This is a genomic window from Pseudomonas edaphica (genome assembly GCF_005863185.1).
Classification (GTDB): Bacteria; Pseudomonadota; Gammaproteobacteria; order Pseudomonadales; family Pseudomonadaceae; genus Aquipseudomonas; species Aquipseudomonas edaphica.
The window spans coordinates 1-16,738 of sequence record NZ_VBVZ01000069.1 but is presented as its reverse complement, the minus strand read 5'-3'; the positions used below and the strand labels follow the sequence as shown (position 1 = coordinate 16,738).

17 protein-coding genes are annotated in these 16,738 nt (G+C 60.0%); 10 read left to right on the top strand and 7 right to left on the bottom strand.

The genetic code is table 11. The annotated features are described in order from the left end of the window. Positions 1 to 116, top strand: a 116-nt coding sequence (locus tag FEM54_RS34580; protein WP_240792719.1) for a hypothetical protein, incomplete at its 5' end; no start/stop codon positions are given. 35 nt (positions 117 to 151) lie between these two features. Here FEM54_RS34580 and FEM54_RS33870 read toward each other — a convergent pair. Both FEM54_RS33870 and purU read right to left on the bottom strand, forming a co-directional pair. After that, complete coding sequence (locus FEM54_RS33870; protein ID WP_017139792.1) at positions 152 to 322, bottom strand: hypothetical protein; 171 nt, start codon at positions 320 to 322, stop codon at positions 152 to 154. Positions 323 to 406: 84 nt separating this feature from the next. Next, positions 407 to 1,255 carry a formyltetrahydrofolate deformylase gene (gene purU / locus FEM54_RS07115; RefSeq protein WP_138450170.1) on the bottom strand — a complete coding sequence of 283 codons (849 nt, stop codon included), beginning with the start codon at positions 1,253 to 1,255 and terminating at the stop codon, positions 407 to 409. 346 nt (positions 1,256 to 1,601) lie between these two features. Between purU and mvaT the strand changes: the two genes are divergently transcribed. Beyond that, on the top strand, positions 1,602 to 1,976 hold the full coding sequence (gene mvaT, locus FEM54_RS07105) for a histone-like nucleoid-structuring protein MvaT (RefSeq protein ID WP_005790963.1): 375 nt from the start codon (positions 1,602 to 1,604) through the stop codon (positions 1,974 to 1,976). Positions 1,977 to 2,067: 91 nt separating this feature from the next. Here mvaT and sbcB read toward each other — a convergent pair whose 3' ends face one another. Then, entirely contained in the window at positions 2,068 to 3,495 is a 1,428-nt protein-coding gene (gene sbcB / locus FEM54_RS07100) for an exodeoxyribonuclease I (RefSeq protein ID WP_099549385.1), read from the bottom strand. Between the two features lie 165 nt (positions 3,496 to 3,660). Between sbcB and FEM54_RS07095 the strand changes: the two genes are divergently transcribed. From FEM54_RS07095 to FEM54_RS07070, 6 genes are read left to right on the top strand one after another with little or no spacing between them, the layout of a single operon-like run. After that, positions 3,661 to 4,353, top strand: coding sequence for an RDD family protein (locus FEM54_RS07095; protein WP_138450165.1), 693 nt, complete (start codon positions 3,661 to 3,663; stop codon positions 4,351 to 4,353). Next, positions 4,350 to 5,330: a stage II sporulation protein M gene (locus FEM54_RS07090; RefSeq protein WP_138450163.1), complete on the top strand. Its 981-nt coding sequence runs from the start codon at positions 4,350 to 4,352 to the stop codon at positions 5,328 to 5,330. The genes FEM54_RS07095 and FEM54_RS07090 overlap by 4 nt, the downstream gene beginning before the upstream one ends. After that, on the top strand, positions 5,317 to 6,843 hold the full coding sequence (locus tag FEM54_RS07085) for a DUF4129 domain-containing protein (protein WP_138450161.1): 1,527 nt from the start codon (positions 5,317 to 5,319) through the stop codon (positions 6,841 to 6,843). Before FEM54_RS07090 ends, FEM54_RS07085 begins: the two co-directional genes overlap by 14 nt. Continuing rightward, entirely contained in the window at positions 6,840 to 7,997 is a 1,158-nt protein-coding gene (locus FEM54_RS07080) for a DUF4350 domain-containing protein (RefSeq protein WP_138450159.1), read from the top strand. The genes FEM54_RS07085 and FEM54_RS07080 overlap by 4 nt, the downstream gene beginning before the upstream one ends. Beyond that, the gene (locus tag FEM54_RS07075; RefSeq protein ID WP_138450157.1) at positions 7,994 to 8,989 is read left to right on the top strand and encodes an AAA family ATPase; all 996 of its coding nucleotides are present in this window, start codon (positions 7,994 to 7,996) and stop codon (positions 8,987 to 8,989) included. The genes FEM54_RS07080 and FEM54_RS07075 overlap by 4 nt, the downstream gene beginning before the upstream one ends. Positions 8,990 to 8,996: 7 nt before the next feature. After that, complete coding sequence (locus FEM54_RS07070; RefSeq protein WP_138450155.1) at positions 8,997 to 10,328, top strand: DUF58 domain-containing protein; 1,332 nt, start codon at positions 8,997 to 8,999, stop codon at positions 10,326 to 10,328. 62 nt (positions 10,329 to 10,390) lie between these two features. Here the strand turns inward: FEM54_RS07070 and FEM54_RS07065 are convergent, their stop codons facing one another. Together FEM54_RS07065 and FEM54_RS07060 are read right to left on the bottom strand one after the other, a co-directional pair. Then, positions 10,391 to 10,750: a PilZ domain-containing protein gene (locus FEM54_RS07065; RefSeq protein ID WP_026013902.1), complete on the bottom strand. Its 360-nt coding sequence runs from the start codon at positions 10,748 to 10,750 to the stop codon at positions 10,391 to 10,393. Between the two features lie 226 nt (positions 10,751 to 10,976). Beyond that, positions 10,977 to 11,351 (bottom strand): tetratricopeptide repeat protein, encoded by a 375-nt coding sequence (locus FEM54_RS07060; RefSeq protein ID WP_017139782.1) that lies wholly within the window; start codon positions 11,349 to 11,351, stop codon positions 10,977 to 10,979. Positions 11,352 to 11,526: 175 nt separating this feature from the next. Between FEM54_RS07060 and pyk the strand changes: the two genes are divergently transcribed. Next, complete coding sequence (gene pyk / locus FEM54_RS07055) at positions 11,527 to 12,978, top strand: pyruvate kinase (RefSeq protein WP_138450153.1); 1,452 nt, start codon at positions 11,527 to 11,529, stop codon at positions 12,976 to 12,978. A gap of 161 nt (positions 12,979 to 13,139) precedes the next feature. Here the strand turns inward: pyk and FEM54_RS07050 are convergent, their stop codons facing one another. Continuing rightward, positions 13,140 to 13,889, bottom strand: a complete 750-nt coding sequence (locus tag FEM54_RS07050) for an enoyl-CoA hydratase-related protein (RefSeq protein WP_099549379.1) — start codon at positions 13,887 to 13,889, stop codon at positions 13,140 to 13,142. Positions 13,890 to 13,919: 30 nt separating this feature from the next. Next, entirely contained in the window at positions 13,920 to 14,852 is a 933-nt protein-coding gene (locus FEM54_RS07045) for an iron-sulfur-binding ferredoxin reductase (protein WP_138450151.1), read from the bottom strand. Positions 14,853 to 15,069: 217 nt separating this feature from the next. On the opposite strand from FEM54_RS07045, the gene FEM54_RS07040 reads away from it, so the two are divergent. Next, positions 15,070 to 16,593 (top strand): fumarate hydratase, encoded by a 1,524-nt coding sequence (locus FEM54_RS07040; RefSeq protein ID WP_010208051.1) that lies wholly within the window; start codon positions 15,070 to 15,072, stop codon positions 16,591 to 16,593. The last annotated feature ends 145 nt before the right edge of the window (positions 16,594 to 16,738 follow it).

Genomic DNA, 16,738 nt, shown 5'->3' with positions numbered 1-16,738 from the left:
TCAACACCCTCAACCAGGAAGGTGTGGAAAACCTGCAATCAACCCTGCGCGCCTGTACCGACCTGGAACAACAGGCCGCACGCTTGAAACAGCTGGTGGGCAGCTTCCGGATCTGATCCCTGCGCCCGCCGAGCGTTAAGGCGGCGGACCGCTAGGCTTGCTCGGGATCGGTTTTAGTGTGCTCCTGCCGCCACAGCTCGGCGGCACCGGGAAACTCGGTGCCGTCCTCCGCGTCCAGGTCATCCGGGTCAAAACGGCTCAAACACCCTTCGCCCAGCGTCGCTGGGGCCTTGGAGGTGGCTTTATCGAGTGGATCGCTCATCGCTTAATCCTTCATGGCGGACAAAAAAAGGGCCTGGGACGATTTAACGCCCAGGCCCTTTTTTCTTCAACTTAAACGCGGCTGTCAGAACACCACAGTCTTGTTGCCGTGTACCAGCACGCGATCTTCCAAGTGGTAACGCAGGCCACGGGCCAGCACCATCTTCTCGACGTCACGGCCGAAACGCACCATGTCTTCAATGCTGTCGCTGTGGCTGACGCGCACTACGTCCTGCTCGATGATCGGGCCGGCGTCGAGCTCCTCGGTGACATAGTGGCACGTTGCGCCAATCAACTTCACACCGCGCAGGGAGGCCTGGTGATACGGCTTGGCACCCACAAACGATGGCAGGAAGCTGTGGTGAATGTTGATCACTCGACCGGCATATTCGCTGCACAGTTCCGGCGGCAGGATTTGCATGTAGCGCGCCAGCACGACTACATCGGCTTCGTGCTGCTTGACCAGGCGGGAGATTTCGGCGAATGCCGGTTCCTTGTCCTGTGGGTTGACCGGCACGTGGTAGTACGGGATGCCATGCCATTCGACCATGCTGCGCAGGTCATCATGGTTGGAAATTACACAGGCGATCTCACAGTCCAGCTCATCGCTGTGCCAACGGTGCAGCAAGTCGGCCAGGCAGTGGGATTCACGGCTGGCCATCAGCACGACACGTTTTTTCTGCTCGGTGTCGGTGATATGCCAGGTCATCGAAAACTCTTCAGCGATCGGCGCAAACGCCTCGCGAAACGCTTCGAGGCCGAAGGGCAGCGTGTCGGCACGTATCTCATGACGCATGAAAAACCAACCACTGAGATCGTCCGAGTGATGGCTCGCCTCGGTGATCCAGCCGTTGTGGGAGGCCAGAAAGTTACTGACTTTGGCAACGATACCAACCCGGTCCGGGCAAGCAATCACCAGCCGAAAAGTGCGCATTAGGGGGAAACTCCAGAACTTCGCAAAGGCCGCCATTCTAGCGATTACGCAGAAAAACTGCAGTACTCCTTGCACCTTATTCTGTCGCCCGGTCCTGGCGACACCCCTTAATAGCGTAAGGTTTTACCGCCGCTATATGAACGCCCACCTGAGGCTCAGACAGTTATGCAAAATAAACAGAATTATCTTTACACCTACCACCTATTAATTAACTCGATTGCATAGCATTGCCACAAACATTCAACGTAATTCACATAAATGCCTTCTTAAATGTTTACTTGGGGAAATTGCCTGACTATTATTAGGCCACTCACTGTCAATCAGCGCTCTACATAAGGTAGTCCACATGTCCCTGATCAACGAATACCGCGCCACCGAAGAAGCTATCAAAGAACTGCAAGCCCGTTTGAAGAACCTGTCACAAGACGACAAGCTGCAAACCGAGCTGGAATTCGAAGGCAAACTGCGCACCCTGATGGGTGAGTACTCCAAATCCCTGCGTGACATCATCGCGCTGCTGGATCCGGAATCCAAAGTTAAAGCACCACGTGGCGCTGTGAAAACTACCGGCACCAAGCGTGCTCGCAAGGTCAAGCAGTACAAAAACCCGCACAACGGCGAAGTGATTGAAACCAAAGGTGGCAACCACAAGACTCTGAAAGAGTGGAAAGCCAAGTGGGGCGGCGACGTGGTAGAAGGTTGGGCTACCCTGCTGGGCTAAGCCTGATCGGGCTTCTGCCTGATATGCAACACAATAAAAAACGCCAGCTTGCTGGCGTTTTTTATTGTCCGAATATTTTGCAAGTGCCTGACTACAAGCCCAGGCGAGCGGCTAAAGAGTCGGCATACTCTTGCCATTCATCGAGCACCTGGCGCTGAAACGCTGTAGCACTAACAGCCAACTCCTCACGTGCCTGCTTAAATGCCAACAGGGTATTGGGTGCGCCCCACTCCGGGCTCGACAAACGTTGCTGACAGAAAAGTTTCCAGCGTTGTTGCTCATCGTTGTCCAAGGTGTCAGGAAAGTTACGCGCACGGTAACGGAATAATAATTCCGGCAATCGATGATCATCGAAAGGCCACTGCTGACGTGCCAACTGTGACGGTTCAGCCACACGGACTTGTTCGCATAACCGTCGGTCGCGGTCACCGATAAAACCGTCATAGAGCTGCTGCTCCGGGTCTGTGCTCGGTGCAAAGTCTTCCTCGGCATAAATGGCTGCCAACTTGTCGCGCCAAACTTCCTGTGCGTCAGTTAGTCGCAGCGCCCGCGCCTGGCACACGTCCATATCGAAGTTCAGGCGTTCGCGATCCTGTGCGCGCAGCACATTCAATGGCGCGACCACCGGGCAGCGGTTGATATGCAACAACTTGAGCGGCACTGGCAACTCACCTTGCGCCAACTCATCACGGCGCGTGTAAAGCCGCTGGCGTAAGGTTTCGGCGTCCAGGTCGAGCAAACCCTGCGGGTCGAGACCAAGGTCACAGACAATCAACGCATTGCGATTGCGCGGGTGCCAGGCCAGGGGCAGTACCACACCCAGGTAATGACGCTCGGCGGAGAAACGCCCGGAAATATGCACCATGGGCTGCAACAGGCGGATCTGATCCATCACCCGCTGCTTGCTGCGCAGTTGAAACAGCCAGTCATACAACTTTGGCTGCTTGTCGCGGATCAGCCGCGCCAGGGCTATGGTGGCTCGCACGTCCGACAGGGCATCGTGAGCATGGCCATGGTCGATGCCATTGGCTTGGGTCAAACGCTCCAGCTTGAGGGTGACACGCCCGTCCTGCTGCGGCCACTCAATGCCTTCGGGGCGCAGTGCGTAAGCCGTACGAACCACATCGATCAAGTCCCAACGACTATTGCCCCCCTGCCACTCACGGGCATACGGATCAAAAAAGTTGCGGTACAGGCTGTAGCGCGTCATTTCATCGTCAAAGCGCAACGTGTTGTAACCGGCACCACAGGTTCCAGGCGCAGCCAGCTCGGCGTGCACGCGGGTCATGAAGTCGGCTTCGGCCAGGCCTTTTTCCGCCAGAATGCCAGGGGTGATACCGGTTATGGCGCAGGCAGCCGGGTGCGGCAGGATATCGTCGCTTGGCTGGCAATAAAGGTTGACCGGCGGGCCGACCTCGTTGAGCTCGAGGTCGGTACGAATACCGGCAACCTGCAACGGGCGATCGCTGCGGGGGTTGATACCGGTAGTTTCATAGTCGTACCAGAAAATGGTAGTCACGGGCTGTTCCTGTGCTGAAGATCGACAAAGTCTAGGCGCTGCAAGGCACTCGGGGCCAGCGATAGATTACTGTACAAACATCCAGCAAAACCTTGAAAGGTTGCTTCCACCGTCGACACTGCTAGCATCCGTGTCTTCAAGCCGCCCGCACTGCCAAGGATCGCGATGCCATCAGTTCCATTGGATACCCACTACCCGATCGAGCCCCCCGAGGGCATAGACTTGCCCTTGCGCCCGGCCGGCCTGATGCCACGCGCACTGGCTTTTGCTTTCGACCTGGGACTGCGCGGCCTGATCATGGGTATCCTGCTCGTGCCGCTGGCGTTGCTTGGCAATATCGGTATTGGCTTGGGCTCGCTGCTGCTGTTCCTGATCAGTTGGTGGTACATGGTGCTGTTCGAAGTCCTTAACCAGGGCTGCTCTCCGGGCAAGCAGGTCATGGGCTTGCGCGTCATTCAGGACGACGGCACACCCATTGGCTGGCCAGCTTCACTCATCCGCAACCTGCTGCGCTTTGTCGACATGCTGCCTTTGGGCTACTTCCTCGGCGCCATCAGTTGCCTGCAACACCCTCACTTCAAACGGCTCGGCGACCTCGCTGCGGGCACCCTGGTGGTCTACCGCGAACAGCCACTGGCGCGCCCCAAGGTGCCTCAAGCCGCCGCCCTGCGCCTGCCCTTCACGCTGGAGCTGAGCGAACAACGCGCCATACTGGGTTTCGCTGAACGCCAAAGTGAGTTGTCCGCCGATCGGGTGCACGAACTGGCGTCCATCCTGGCAACGCCGTTACACGTATCGCCGGCTCGCGCGGTAGAACAACTCAATGGCGTGGCGCGCGGCTTAGTGGGGCCAGCATGAAGCAGAGCCTGTTCGAGAGCCGCCATCAGCCGCAGTGGCAAGCCTTCACCGCACAACTCATACAGTTGGAGCAAGGCAAGGCCAAGGCCAGCGATATGTCTGACTTCCCCCACCATTATCGACGCCTGTGCCAGCACCTCGCCCTGGCCCAGGAGCGTGGCTACAGCAGCTATCTGATAGATCCCCTGCAACAACTGGCGCTGCGGGGCCACCAGCAGTTGTATCGCCACCGCAGCCAATTGGGCGCGAATGTACTGGGTTTCATCCTGGCGGGCTTCCCGCGCCTGGTGCGCGAACAATGGCGTTTCGTGTTAATCGCCGGCGTGCTGTTCTTCGGCAGCCTGGTGGGCGTTGCGTTGCTGGTCTACCTGTTTCCAGACCTTATCTACAGCATCGTGAGCCCCGCGCAGGTCGCCGAAATGCACAGCATGTATGACCCGGATGCTGGCCACCTGGGGCGTGCCGTCGACCGCGCTTCCAGTGAAGACTGGATGATGTTCGGCTACTACGTGATGCACAACATCGGGATTGCCTTCCAGACCTTTGCCGCCGGTTTGCTATTTGGTTTGGGCAGCGTGTTCTTTCTGATTTTCAACGGCCTGATCATCGGCGCCATCTCCGGCCACCTCACCGAGATCGGCTATGGCCAGACCTTCTGGTCGTTTGTCATCGGCCACGGTGCTTTCGAACTCACGGCCATCGCCCTGGCCGGGGCGGCAGGCTTGCAATTGGGCTGGGCGGTGATTGCTCCCGGGCACCTGACTCGCGGCGAATCCCTGCGGCTGGCGGCACGCACAAGCGTGCGGATGCTTTGCGGCGTCATGCTATTGCTGCTGATCGCGGCGTTTATTGAAGCCTATTGGTCTTCCTCCACCACGATCACGCCCTGGATCAAATACTCAACGGGCGCCGGGCTGTGGCTGCTGGTTGCCGCCTACCTCACGCTTGCTGGACGTACTCACCATGCGCCTGAGTGAGGCCAGCGTGGTAATTCGGCCCCGCACCTCCTGGGAAGCCATGGACCTGGGCGTACTGATGGCCCAGGAACATCGACTGCTGTTAATGAGCAGTTGGGCAATGGTGACGTTGCCGATATTCATTTTGCTGACCGTGCTGCTGTGGCGATACCCGTCCATGACCATGTTTGTGTTCTGGTGGTTAAAACCGGCCTTTGACCGCTTGCCACTGTACATCCTCTCCAAGGCCTTGTTTGGCGAGACACCCAGCCTCAAGCAGGCTGTGCGCCAGTGGCCGCGCCTGCTCAAAGGCCAACTGCTGGCCAGCCTGACCTGGAGGCGACTGAGCCTGAGCCGCAGCTTTGTGATGCCGGTGAGCCAGCTTGAAGGCCTGGATGGCAATGCCCGTCAAATACGCCTGGGGGTGCTGCTGCAACGCAACGCCGGCGCCGCACGCTGGCTGACCACCATTGGCGTGCATATGGAAATCGGCCTGTGGTTCGGTTGCATGGCACTGTTTTACCTGTTCATCCCGCAGCAACTGGAACTCGATTGGGACTGGCAACGGCTGGCACTGGCAAGCGGCTCGGAAGGGTTGTGGCTGGAGCATTTGAGTAACGCCTTCTACGCACTGATTCTGGTGTTCTGGGAGCCCATTTATGTCGCTTGCGGCTTCAGCCTGTACCTCAACCGCCGCACCGTGCTGGAAGCCTGGGACCTTGAACTGGTGTTCCGCCGATTACGCCAACGCCTGAGCAGCGTCGCAACGTTGCTGCTGGTGGCTGGGCTGATGCTCGTGCCATTCAGCCGCCCCGTCATGGCGGACGAGCCCGGACCGGCCAAACAAGTCACCACCCAGGCCGCCAGCCAATCGATCAAGGCGCTGCTGGACAGCCCCCCGTTCAAGCACCCGGAAACCGTCACTCGCTACCGTTTTGGCGACGAAAAAAACGCCGCGCAACACAAGGTAAAGGGTGACGGTAAACTTCCGGCCTGGCTTCAGGCGCTACTGGACGGATTCAACAGCAATACCTTCAAAAACGCCGCCCTCGGCCTGGAGGTACTGCTCTGGGGCCTGCTGGCGACTGGCCTCGCGCTAGTTGTCTGGCGCTATCGGGAGTGGCTGCACACCTTCGTCAGTCGACGCGGGCCAGCCAAAGCCAAAACCGCCAAAGCGGCCCCTGCACAATTGTTCGGCCTGGCGTTGGGCAGCGAGACCTTGCCTGACGACATTGCCAGTACCGCCGAACAGCTGTGGTCCACCCACCCCAGGGAAGCTCTCGGCCTGCTGTATCGCGGCCTGCTCAACCGACTGCTGCACGACTTCAACCTGCCCCTGAAAAGCGCCGATACCGAAGGCCAGGTCCTGGAGCGCATCCACCAACTGCAACAGCCACAACTGCTGGCCTTCAGTGATGCACTGACACACCACTGGCAAAACCTCGCCTATGGCCACCGCCTGCCGCCGGCTTTGGTACAACAGCAACTGTGCCGCGATTGGCGCGCCCTGTTCAGTACGGGAGCCGCCCAATGAACCGCCCCATGCTGTGGGTCGGCCTGCTGCTGGCCTGTGTGCTTGGAGCAGGTGGGCTTTATGTTTGGCACAAGGCGATCCCCTACGACGAAATAGTCGATCGCGGCCCATCGCCACAAGCCATCGCCAACCCCTACCTGGCGGCTGAATACTTCCTGCGCCAGCAGGGCCTGGCCGTGGAACACGCCAACAGCCTTGAGCACCTGGCCGACCAGCCAGCCAAGGGGCATAGCCTGGTATTGCTGGGCGAGCGCAGCAACATGACCCCGCGCCAGGCTGAGCAACTGCTGGACTGGGCAAAATCCGGTGGCCATTTGCTGCTGGTTGCCGAAGCGCTTTGGGATGAGGAAACCGGTAAAAGCGGCGACCTGCTGCTGGACCAGCTGGGCTTCCACCAGACACTCAGCGAGGGCCTTGACGAGCCTGCTTCCCCACGCAAAAAGAAAGTACCGGACCTGACCAAGCTCTACGTCGACAATGAGACCGCCCCGGCCTATTTCAGCTTCGATACCGACTTCAACCTCACCGACCCCAGACACCTGGCGCAGTTCTCCGCCAACAGCGGCAAGTCCAGCCATTTGATGCAACGCAACTTCGGTCAAGGCACCGTAACGGTTGTAACCGACAGCGACTTGTGGAAAACCCCAGGCATCGGCAAACACGATAACGCCTGGCTGTTGTGGTATCTCAACCGGGGGACGGATGTAACACTGCTGTTCAACAGCGACGTAGACGATCTGCTCACCCTGCTAATGCGCAACTTCCCCCAGGCGTTAGTGGCGCTCTGCGCACTGATTGCCCTGGCACTCTGGCACGCCGGCATGCGCCAGGGGCCGACCCAGGCGCCCGCGCCAAAGGCACATCGCCAGTTACAGGAACATTTGAAGGCCAGTGCCGACTTCCTGCTGCGCCGCAGTGGCCAAGGCACGCTGCTGCACGCCTTGCAGCGTGATATCCAGCGGGCTGCACGACGACGCCACCCAGGCTTTGAACACCTCGACAGCGACGAACAATGGCAGGTCCTCGAACGCCTGACGCGCCAACCCTCCCACGTCATCCGCCAGGCCCTCGACCCACTCCCGGCAAAACGGCTCACCAGCGCCGATTTCAGCCGTCAGGTGGCGAGCCTGCAAACCCTCAGGAATGCCCTATGAGCGAATTTCCATCAGCCACCGCCCCGACTGCCGAAAGCCTTCAAAAGGCCAGCCAGCAGGCACAGGCTCTGCGTGTTGAACTGCGTAAGGCGGTGATTGGCCAGGACCAGGTGATCGACGACGTGCTGACCGCATTGATCGCAGGTGGCCACATACTGCTCGAAGGTGTACCGGGCCTAGGCAAAACCCTGTTGGTTCGCGCGTTGGCACGCTGTTTTGGTGGCAACTTTGCACGTATTCAGTTCACCCCGGACCTGATGCCCAGCGATGTCACCGGCCACGCGGTGTACGACCTGCACAGTGAGCAGTTCAAGCTGCGCAAGGGGCCGCTGTTCACCCACCTGTTGCTGGCCGATGAAATCAATCGCGCCCCCGCCAAGACCCAGGCCGCCCTGCTTGAGGCCATGCAGGAACGCCAAGTCACCCTCGAGGGCGAAGCGCTGCCCATTGGCCAACCGTTCATGGTGCTCGCGACCCAGAACCCCATCGAACAGGAAGGCACGTACCCCCTGCCCGAGGCCGAGCTGGACCGGTTCATGCTCAAAGTACGCATGGACTACCCCGATGCGCAGCAGGAGCTGGAGATGGTCCGCGAAGTCACCCGCTCCTCCAGGGCCGACATGCTGGATGTGCAGCCACTGCGCACGGTGCTGCAGGCAGAGGACGTGTTGCAGTTGCAGCAAATTGCCAGCGAACTGCCGCTGGATGAGCAAGTACTCGACTACGCCGTGCGCCTGGCCCGCGCCACTCGCAGTTGGCCGGGGCTGACCATCGGTGCAGGCCCGCGTGCCTCCATCGCCCTGGTTCGCGGCGCCCGCGCCCGGGCCTTGCTACGCGGCGGCGAGTTTGTTACCCCGGACGATATCAAGGGCTGCGCCTTGGCGGTGCTGCGCCATCGCGTGCGTATTGCCCCCGAATTGGACATTGACGGGCTGGAAGTGGATCAGGTGCTCAAGCAACTGCTGGACCAGATTTCGGCACCTCGGCAATGACCCGACCATGAAGCCAACTCGTCTGCTGCTGATCTGGCTCGGCGTCCTCTCGGGTTTGAACATCCTCTTGGGCGCGGCTACGGCGCTCCAGCTCAAAGTGCCCGACACGCTGCATTCAGTGGCGTGGGGCCTGCTGCTGGCGCTGTTTCTATTGGCACTGCTGGACGCCCTGCGCCTGCGGCGCCTTCCCTGCCCACGGGTGCAACGGCAGATGCCCGGCAGCCTGGCCCTGGGCCGCTGGGGTGAGGTACGCCTGACCCTTGAACATGACTACCCGCAGCCGCTGACCGTGCAAGTATTTGACCACGCACCTGACGGCCTGAGCGTGGAGAATATGCCGCAGTCCATCGAGCTTCTCCCGGGCCAGCGAAGCGAACTGGGCTATCGAGTGCGGCCCTTGCGGCGCGGCCACTTCAGTTTCAGTCGCAGTGAGATTCACCTGCCCAGCCCTTTCGGGTTGTGGTCTGCGAGGCGTTTTGTTGCAGCCCGGGATACAACGCGGGTCTACCCTGACTTTGCCCGTTTGTACGGCGCACAACTGCTGGGCGTGGACAGTTGGTTGAGCCAATTAGGGGTTCGCCAGCACCCACGACGCGGGTTGGGGCTGGAGTTTCATCAGTTGCGCGAGTTTCGCGAAGGCGACAGCCTGCGACAGATCGACTGGAAGGCCACCGCGCGCCAGCGCACGCCCATCGCCCGGGAATATCAGGACGAACGCGACCAGCAGATAGTGCTCATGCTCGATTGCGGCCGGCGCATGCGCAGCCAGGACGCGGAGCTCGCTCACTTCGACCACGCCCTCAATGCCTGCCTGTTACTCAGTTACGTCGCCTTGCGCCAAGGCGATGCGGTGGGTCTGTGCACCTTTGCCTGTGACCAGCCACGCTACCTGGCACCCGTCAAAGGCAGCGGCCAACTGAACGTATTACTCAATGCCGTTTACGACCTCGACACCACCCGACGCACTGCCGATTATGCAGCCGCCGCCAGCCAATTACTGGCCCGACAGAAACGTCGGGCATTAGTGATCGTGGTGACCAATCTTCGCGATGAAGATGATGAGGAGTTACTCGCAGCCGTTAAGCGCATCAGCCGGCAACATCGGGTGCTGGTCGCCAGCCTGCGCGAAGACATACTCGACCAACTGCGCCAGGCCCCGGTACAAACCTTGCCTGAAGCGCTGGCCTACAGCGGGACTGTCGACTATCTCAACAAGAGAAACGATCTGCATGAGCGCTTGAGTGCCCACGGTTTGTCGGTGCTGGATACGCCACCTTCGGGGCTGGGGGCTGCACTGGTGACGCGCTATCTGGGCTGGAAAAAGGCCGGTGTTTTATGACTCAAGCACACGACCACAAGCTCGGCTAACCACGTCCGAGCCGGGTCGACAGCGCGCAACGCCTAGGCGGAAGCCTGCAGAGGATCAAAGGTGAAGTAATGATACAAGGCACTTATCAAGTGCCCGTATGCCTCAGGCGCTTCGACCACGCGAAACCCTGAGTCATAGTGCTGCGGGTTGACATCTTCGTGGCTCCACAAGCACATCGCAGTGAGGTCAATTGCCTGGAAATCACCGTCTGCCAGAGGGATTTTCAAACGCAGTTCAAACGCCACGTCAACCATCATGGGTAATTGGCTGATCAACATCAGCCCATCTTCGGACACGTTCCCCAAGTAGCCAATAGGCTTATCCGTCAGCCGGTTGAACACTTTCAAGAAACCAGACAGCTGATGCCGCTCAATCCTTCGGTCGGTAAACATGATGAAATCGCCATCCATTGGCCAGATCAGTGGCCGCGCCAGTTATTCGGAACGAACACTGAATGTTCGCTCTCCCTGGAAATTGGTGCGAATCCAGCGTGCGCTTAATCGCCTTACAACTGCCAATCCCAAGCAATCCATCCGATTGAACATAAACTTGTACAAACAGACATTCAAAGAATAGCTTAAGACTGGCGACGGGCCAGCTATGGAATGACAAATATCATCAAAGTGATGCGGGCCGTGGCTGCGCGACACTCGCGCCGGAGTAATGGCCCAGTTGCTGCAGGGTGTCGAGCCGAGCACGGGCACGATAGGCGTACTCGCTGGACGGGTACTGATTGATGATGAACTGGTAGGTTTGCACCGCATCGACGAACAGCTTCTGGCGCTCCAGGCATTGCCCGCGCAGCATCGAAACTTCCGGTTGCACATACCGACGGGTACGGCTCTCGCGGTCTACCTGGGACAACTCCAGGGTGACACGCTCGCAGTCACCCACCCCATAGGCGCGGTAAGCGTTGTTCAAATGATGGTCCATCGACCAGCGGGTACAGCCGACAACACTGACGGCCAGGGCAGCAATGAGCAAAATTCGCATGGGGGTTCTCCTGTCTTGAGCAGTGTATCGACCCCGCGTCGAAAATCTTCAAGGATGTTCATCTATTCAATTGGAGCGAAAACAAGCGAATCTTCGATAAGTAGTGCAAACGAACAATGACTACAACCAAAGAGCATAGTAGCCTTCCCCAGCGCTTGAACTCAGGAGTCTGTGCATGTCCGTCCGTCGTACCAAAATCGTCGCCACCCTTGGCCCGGCCAGTAACTCGCCGGAAGTCCTCGAACAGCTGATTCTGGCTGGTTTGGACGTTGCCCGTCTGAACTTCTCCCACGGCACCCCGGACGAGCACAAGGCTCGCGCCAAGCTGGTGCGTGACCTGGCCGCCAAGCACGGCCGCTTTGTGGCACTGCTGGGTGACCTGCAAGGCCCGAAAATTCGTATCGCCAAATTCGCCAACAAGCGCATTGAGCTGAAGATCGGTGACAAGTTCACCTTCTCCACCAGCCATTCGCTGACCGAAGGCAACCAGGAAGTCGTCGGTATCGACTACCCGGATCTGGTCAAGGACTGTGGCGTCGGCGACGAACTGCTGCTGGACGACGGCCGCGTGGTGATGCGCGTCGACACGGCCACCTCGACGGAGCTGAACTGCACCGTGATCATCGGTGGCCCGTTGTCCGATCACAAAGGCATCAACCGTCGCGGCGGTGGCCTGACGGCGCCGGCCCTGACTGAGAAAGACAAGGCCGACATCAAGCTCGCCGCCGAAATGGAAGTGGACTACCTCGCCGTGTCCTTCCCACGCGACGCTGCCGACATGGAATATGCCCGTAAGCTGCGCGACGAAGCCGGCGGTACTGCCTGGCTGGTGGCGAAGATCGAACGTGCCGAAGCCGTGGCCGATGACGAAACCCTCGATGCCCTGATCAATGCATCCGACGCTGTGATGGTTGCCCGTGGCGACCTGGGCGTGGAAATCGGTGACGCCGAGCTGATCGGTATCCAGAAGAAGATCATCCTGCACGCACGCCGTCACAACAAGGCCGTGATCGTAGCGACCCAGATGATGGAGTCGATGATCCAGAACCCGATGCCAACCCGTGCCGAAGTGTCCGACGTGGCCAACGCCGTGCTCGACTACACCGACGCCGTGATGCTCTCGGCTGAAAGTGCTGCCGGCCCTTACCCGCTGGAAGCCGTACAGGCCATGGCGCGTATCTGCGTCGGTGCCGAAAAGCACCCGACCAGCAAGACCTCCAGCCACCGCATCGGCAAAGTGTTCGAAAGCTGCGACCAGAGCATCGCCCTGGCTGCCATGTACACCGCCAACCACTCCCCGGGCGTCAAGGCGATCATTGCCCTGACCGAAAGTGGCTACACCCCGCTGATCATGTCGCGTATCCGTTCGTCGGTACCGATCTACGCGTTCACCCCACACCGCGAAGCCCAGGCCCGTGCGGCATTGTTCCGTGGCGTGTACACCATTCCGTTCGATCCAGCTTCGTTGGCCCCTAACGAAGTGAGCCAGAAGGCAATCGACGAACTGGTCAAGCGTGGCGTCGTAGAGAAAGGTGACTGGGTCATCCTGACCAAGGGCGACAGCTACCACACCACCGGTGGCACCAATGGCATGAAGATCCTGCACGTGGGCGACCCGCAGTTCTGAGTGACACGCTGAAAAACAAAAGCCCTGCCATGTGAATGGCGGGGCTTTTTGTATTTAAAGGCCTGGAGATCTGTTGAATTAAAGGGCCTCATCGCAGGCAAGCCAGCTCCCACAGTTGACCGCATTCCAATGTGGGAGCTGGCTTGCCTGCGATGGCGTCATCAACGCCGGGCAATAAACCCCGACAACGCCGCAATCGCCTCCGGTGACTTCAAACGCTGCACAAACAACGCCCCCTCGACCTCAATCACCTGCCGCAACTGTTCACGGTCGACACTTTTCATCAACTGTTTGCTGACCTGCACCGCTCCCGGCGCCAGGGTTTCAAAGCGCTGCGCAACTTCCCGCGCCTTGACCAGCGCCGCTTCACCGCTACCCATCGCCTCAGTAGCAATGCCCCACGCCGCCGCCTGCTCGCCGGTAAAGCCTTCGCCCAACAGCAACAGTTCAGCCGCTTTCGCATGCCCCAGCAGCCGAGGCAGGATCAGGCTGGAGCCAAACTCCGGGCACAGCCCCAGGTTGACGAAAGGCATGCGCAAGCGCGCATCGCGACTGATATAGACGAGATCGCAATGCAGCAACAGGGTCGTACCGATGCCGACCGCCGCACCCGCCACCGCCGCGATCACCGGCTTGCGGCAGTTGAGCAGGCTTTTCATGAAGTGAAACGGCGGGCTGTCCAGATCACTGGGCGGCTGTTCGAGGAAGTCGGCTATGTCGTTGCCGGCGGTAAAACACTCATTGCTGCCCTGGATCAGCACCGCACGGATACCTGAGTCCGCATCAGCCTGCTCCAACGCCTCGGCCAGTTGGGTGTACATGGCGCGGGTCAGGGCGTTTTTCTTGTCGGGGCGATTGAGCTGCAGGGTCAGCAGCCCGCCTTCGCGTTGCAGCAGGATGGCGTCGGTCATGGCGAATCTCGCGGCTGGAAAAGTCAGCGCTCAACCACGCGGCAGGAACATATCAGCCAGCAGTTGATTGCGCGGCAACCCCGCCAGGAACAGGCGTTTGGAAAACGCTTCGACATTGGCGGGGTGCCCGCAGAGTAAGGCCAGAGTTTGCCGCGAAACAAGCCGCAGTTGCGCCAATGCCTGGGCCGACTCAGCCGCCGTCCACAGCTCCACAGTCAGGTTCGCGTGCAGCGCGGCCAATTGCGCCAAGGGTTCGGCCAGATAATGCCCATCGGCATCATGGGCCAGGTGAATCAGGCGGATGGCGCCTTGGTGATCCTGGCGCAGTGCCTCGCGCAGCACGCCCCATAACGGCCCAAGCCCCGTGCCGGATGCCAGCAGCCACAGCGGCCGCGATTGCCAGTCAGGATCGTATTGCAGTGCCCCGCCACGTAATTCGCCGAGGCGCAGGCTGTCGCCCACCTGTAATTGCCGAGCAATAGCGCTGAATTCGCCGGGCAGGCGGCAATCGAGGTGAAACTCCAAAAACGGGTCTTCCTGCGGCAAGCTGGCCAACGAATACGGGCGCGCTACCTGACCTGCCCACAGCACCAGATGTTGCCCGGCCCGATAACGCAAGCCACGTTCAGGTTGCAGGCGCAGGCGCAGTACCTCGGGGCTCAACCAGTCGACGCCCACCACTTGCGCGGGCAAACCATCGTGCAGTGGGTCAAATGCTTCAACCTGTAAATCTGCGACAACCTCACACTGGCAGGCCAGACGCCAACCGTCCTGGCGTTGCGCCGGGCTCAGGGCATCGGGCTGCTTATCCACAACGTCACCCCGGCAACGCACCAGGCACGCATGGCAACTGCCCGCCCGGCAACTGTAGGGCACAGCCACACCCGCCAGATTCAAGGCATCCAGCAGGTTGCTGCCGGTGGCTACCGACCAGTGGCGTTCGCCGACGTGCAGTTCAGGCATATAAAGGCTCAATCAGAAGGGACCGGCACAGGGAATCATGCCTGCGACAGTTTGACCATAGTCGGGTGTATCGGCCACCGCGTCGGGTTATACTGCCGCGCCTTTTTAGCGTCGCGCCTTGCACCACTGTGGCGTGCCTTGGAAAGGTGGTTTCAGCCGACCGATGCAACACTGAAGCCACCTTTATTGAATGTTCCCTTATAGAGGAGCGCGACTCATGACCGTGATCAAGCAAGACGACCTGATTCAGAGCGTTGCCGACGCCCTGCAATTCATTTCCTACTACCACCCCGTTGACTTCATCCAGGCCATGCACGAAGCCTACCTGCGTGAAGAATCGCCGGCAGCCCGTGACTCCATCGCCCAGATCCTGATCAACTCGCGCATGTGCGCCACCGGCCATCGCCCGATCTGCCAGGACACCGGTATTGTTACCGTGTTCGTGCGCGTGGGCATGGACGTGCGTTGGGACGGCGCCACCATGGGCCTGGACGACATGATCAACGAAGGCGTGCGTCGCGCCTACAACCTGCCGGAAAACGTCCTGCGTGCTTCCATCCTGGCCGACCCGGCCGGCGCGCGTAAAAACACCAAGGACAACACTCCGGCCGTAATCCACTACTCCATCGTCCCGGGTAACACCGTGGAAGTGGACGTGGCAGCCAAGGGCGGCGGTTCCGAGAACAAGTCGAAAATGGCCATGCTCAACCCGTCCGACTCGATCGTCGACTGGGTGCTCAAGACCGTTCCGACCATGGGCGCCGGCTGGTGCCCACCGGGCATGCTCGGCATCGGCATCGGCGGCACCGCCGAGAAAGCTGCGGTAATGGCCAAGGAAGTGTTGATGGAGTCCATCGACATTCACGAGCTGAAAAAGCGCGGCCCGCAGAACCGTATCGAAGAGATGCGCCTGGAGTTGTTCGAGAAGGTCAACCAACTGGGCATCGGCGCCCAGGGCCTGGGTGGCCTGACCACCGTGCTCGACGTGAAAATCATGGACTACCCGACCCACGCAGCCTCGCTGCCGGTGTGCATGATCCCCAACTGCGCCGCCACCCGTCATGCACACTTTGTGCTCGATGGTTCAGGCCCGGCGTCGCTGGAAGCACCACCGCTGGACGCCTACCCGGAAATCGTCTGGGAAGCCGGCCCGTCGGCCCGCCGCGTCAACCTCGACACCCTGACCCCGGAAGAAGTACAAAGCTGGAAGCCGGGCGAAACCGTGTTGCTCAACGGCAAGATGCTCACCGGCCGCGACGCAGCTCACAAGCGTATGGTCGAGATGCTCAACAAGGGCGAAACCCTGCCGGTGGACCTCAAGGGTCGCTTCATCTACTACGTCGGCCCGGTTGATCCGGTGCGCGAAGAAGTGGTTGGCCCGGCTGGCCCGACCACGGCCACGCGGATGGACAAGTTCACCCGTCAGATCCTCGAGCAAACCGGCCTGTTGGGCATGATCGGCAAATCCGAGCGCGGCCCTACCGCGATCGAAGCGATCAAGGACCACAAGGCCGTGTACCTGATGGCCGTGGGCGGCGCTGCTTACCTGGTGGCGCAAGCCATCAAGAAGTCGCGCGTTGTCGCATTTGCCGAACTGGGCATGGAAGCGATCTACGAGTTCGACGTCAAAGACATGCCGGTCACCGTTGCGGTGGACAGCAAGGGCGAATCCGTACACATCACCGGTCCTGCCATCTGGCAGAAGAAGATCAGTGAAAGCCTGGCGGTCGAAGTGCAGTAAGCACTTCCCCGCAAGGAAAAAGGCGACTGCGGCCCCACGGCCCAGTCGCCTTTTTTATGGCGAACTCGGTCATGTGGGAGCTGGCTTGCCTGCTCCCACAGAAATTCCACGTGCCACAAGTTTGCGGCGGCTCATGCTATGGTGC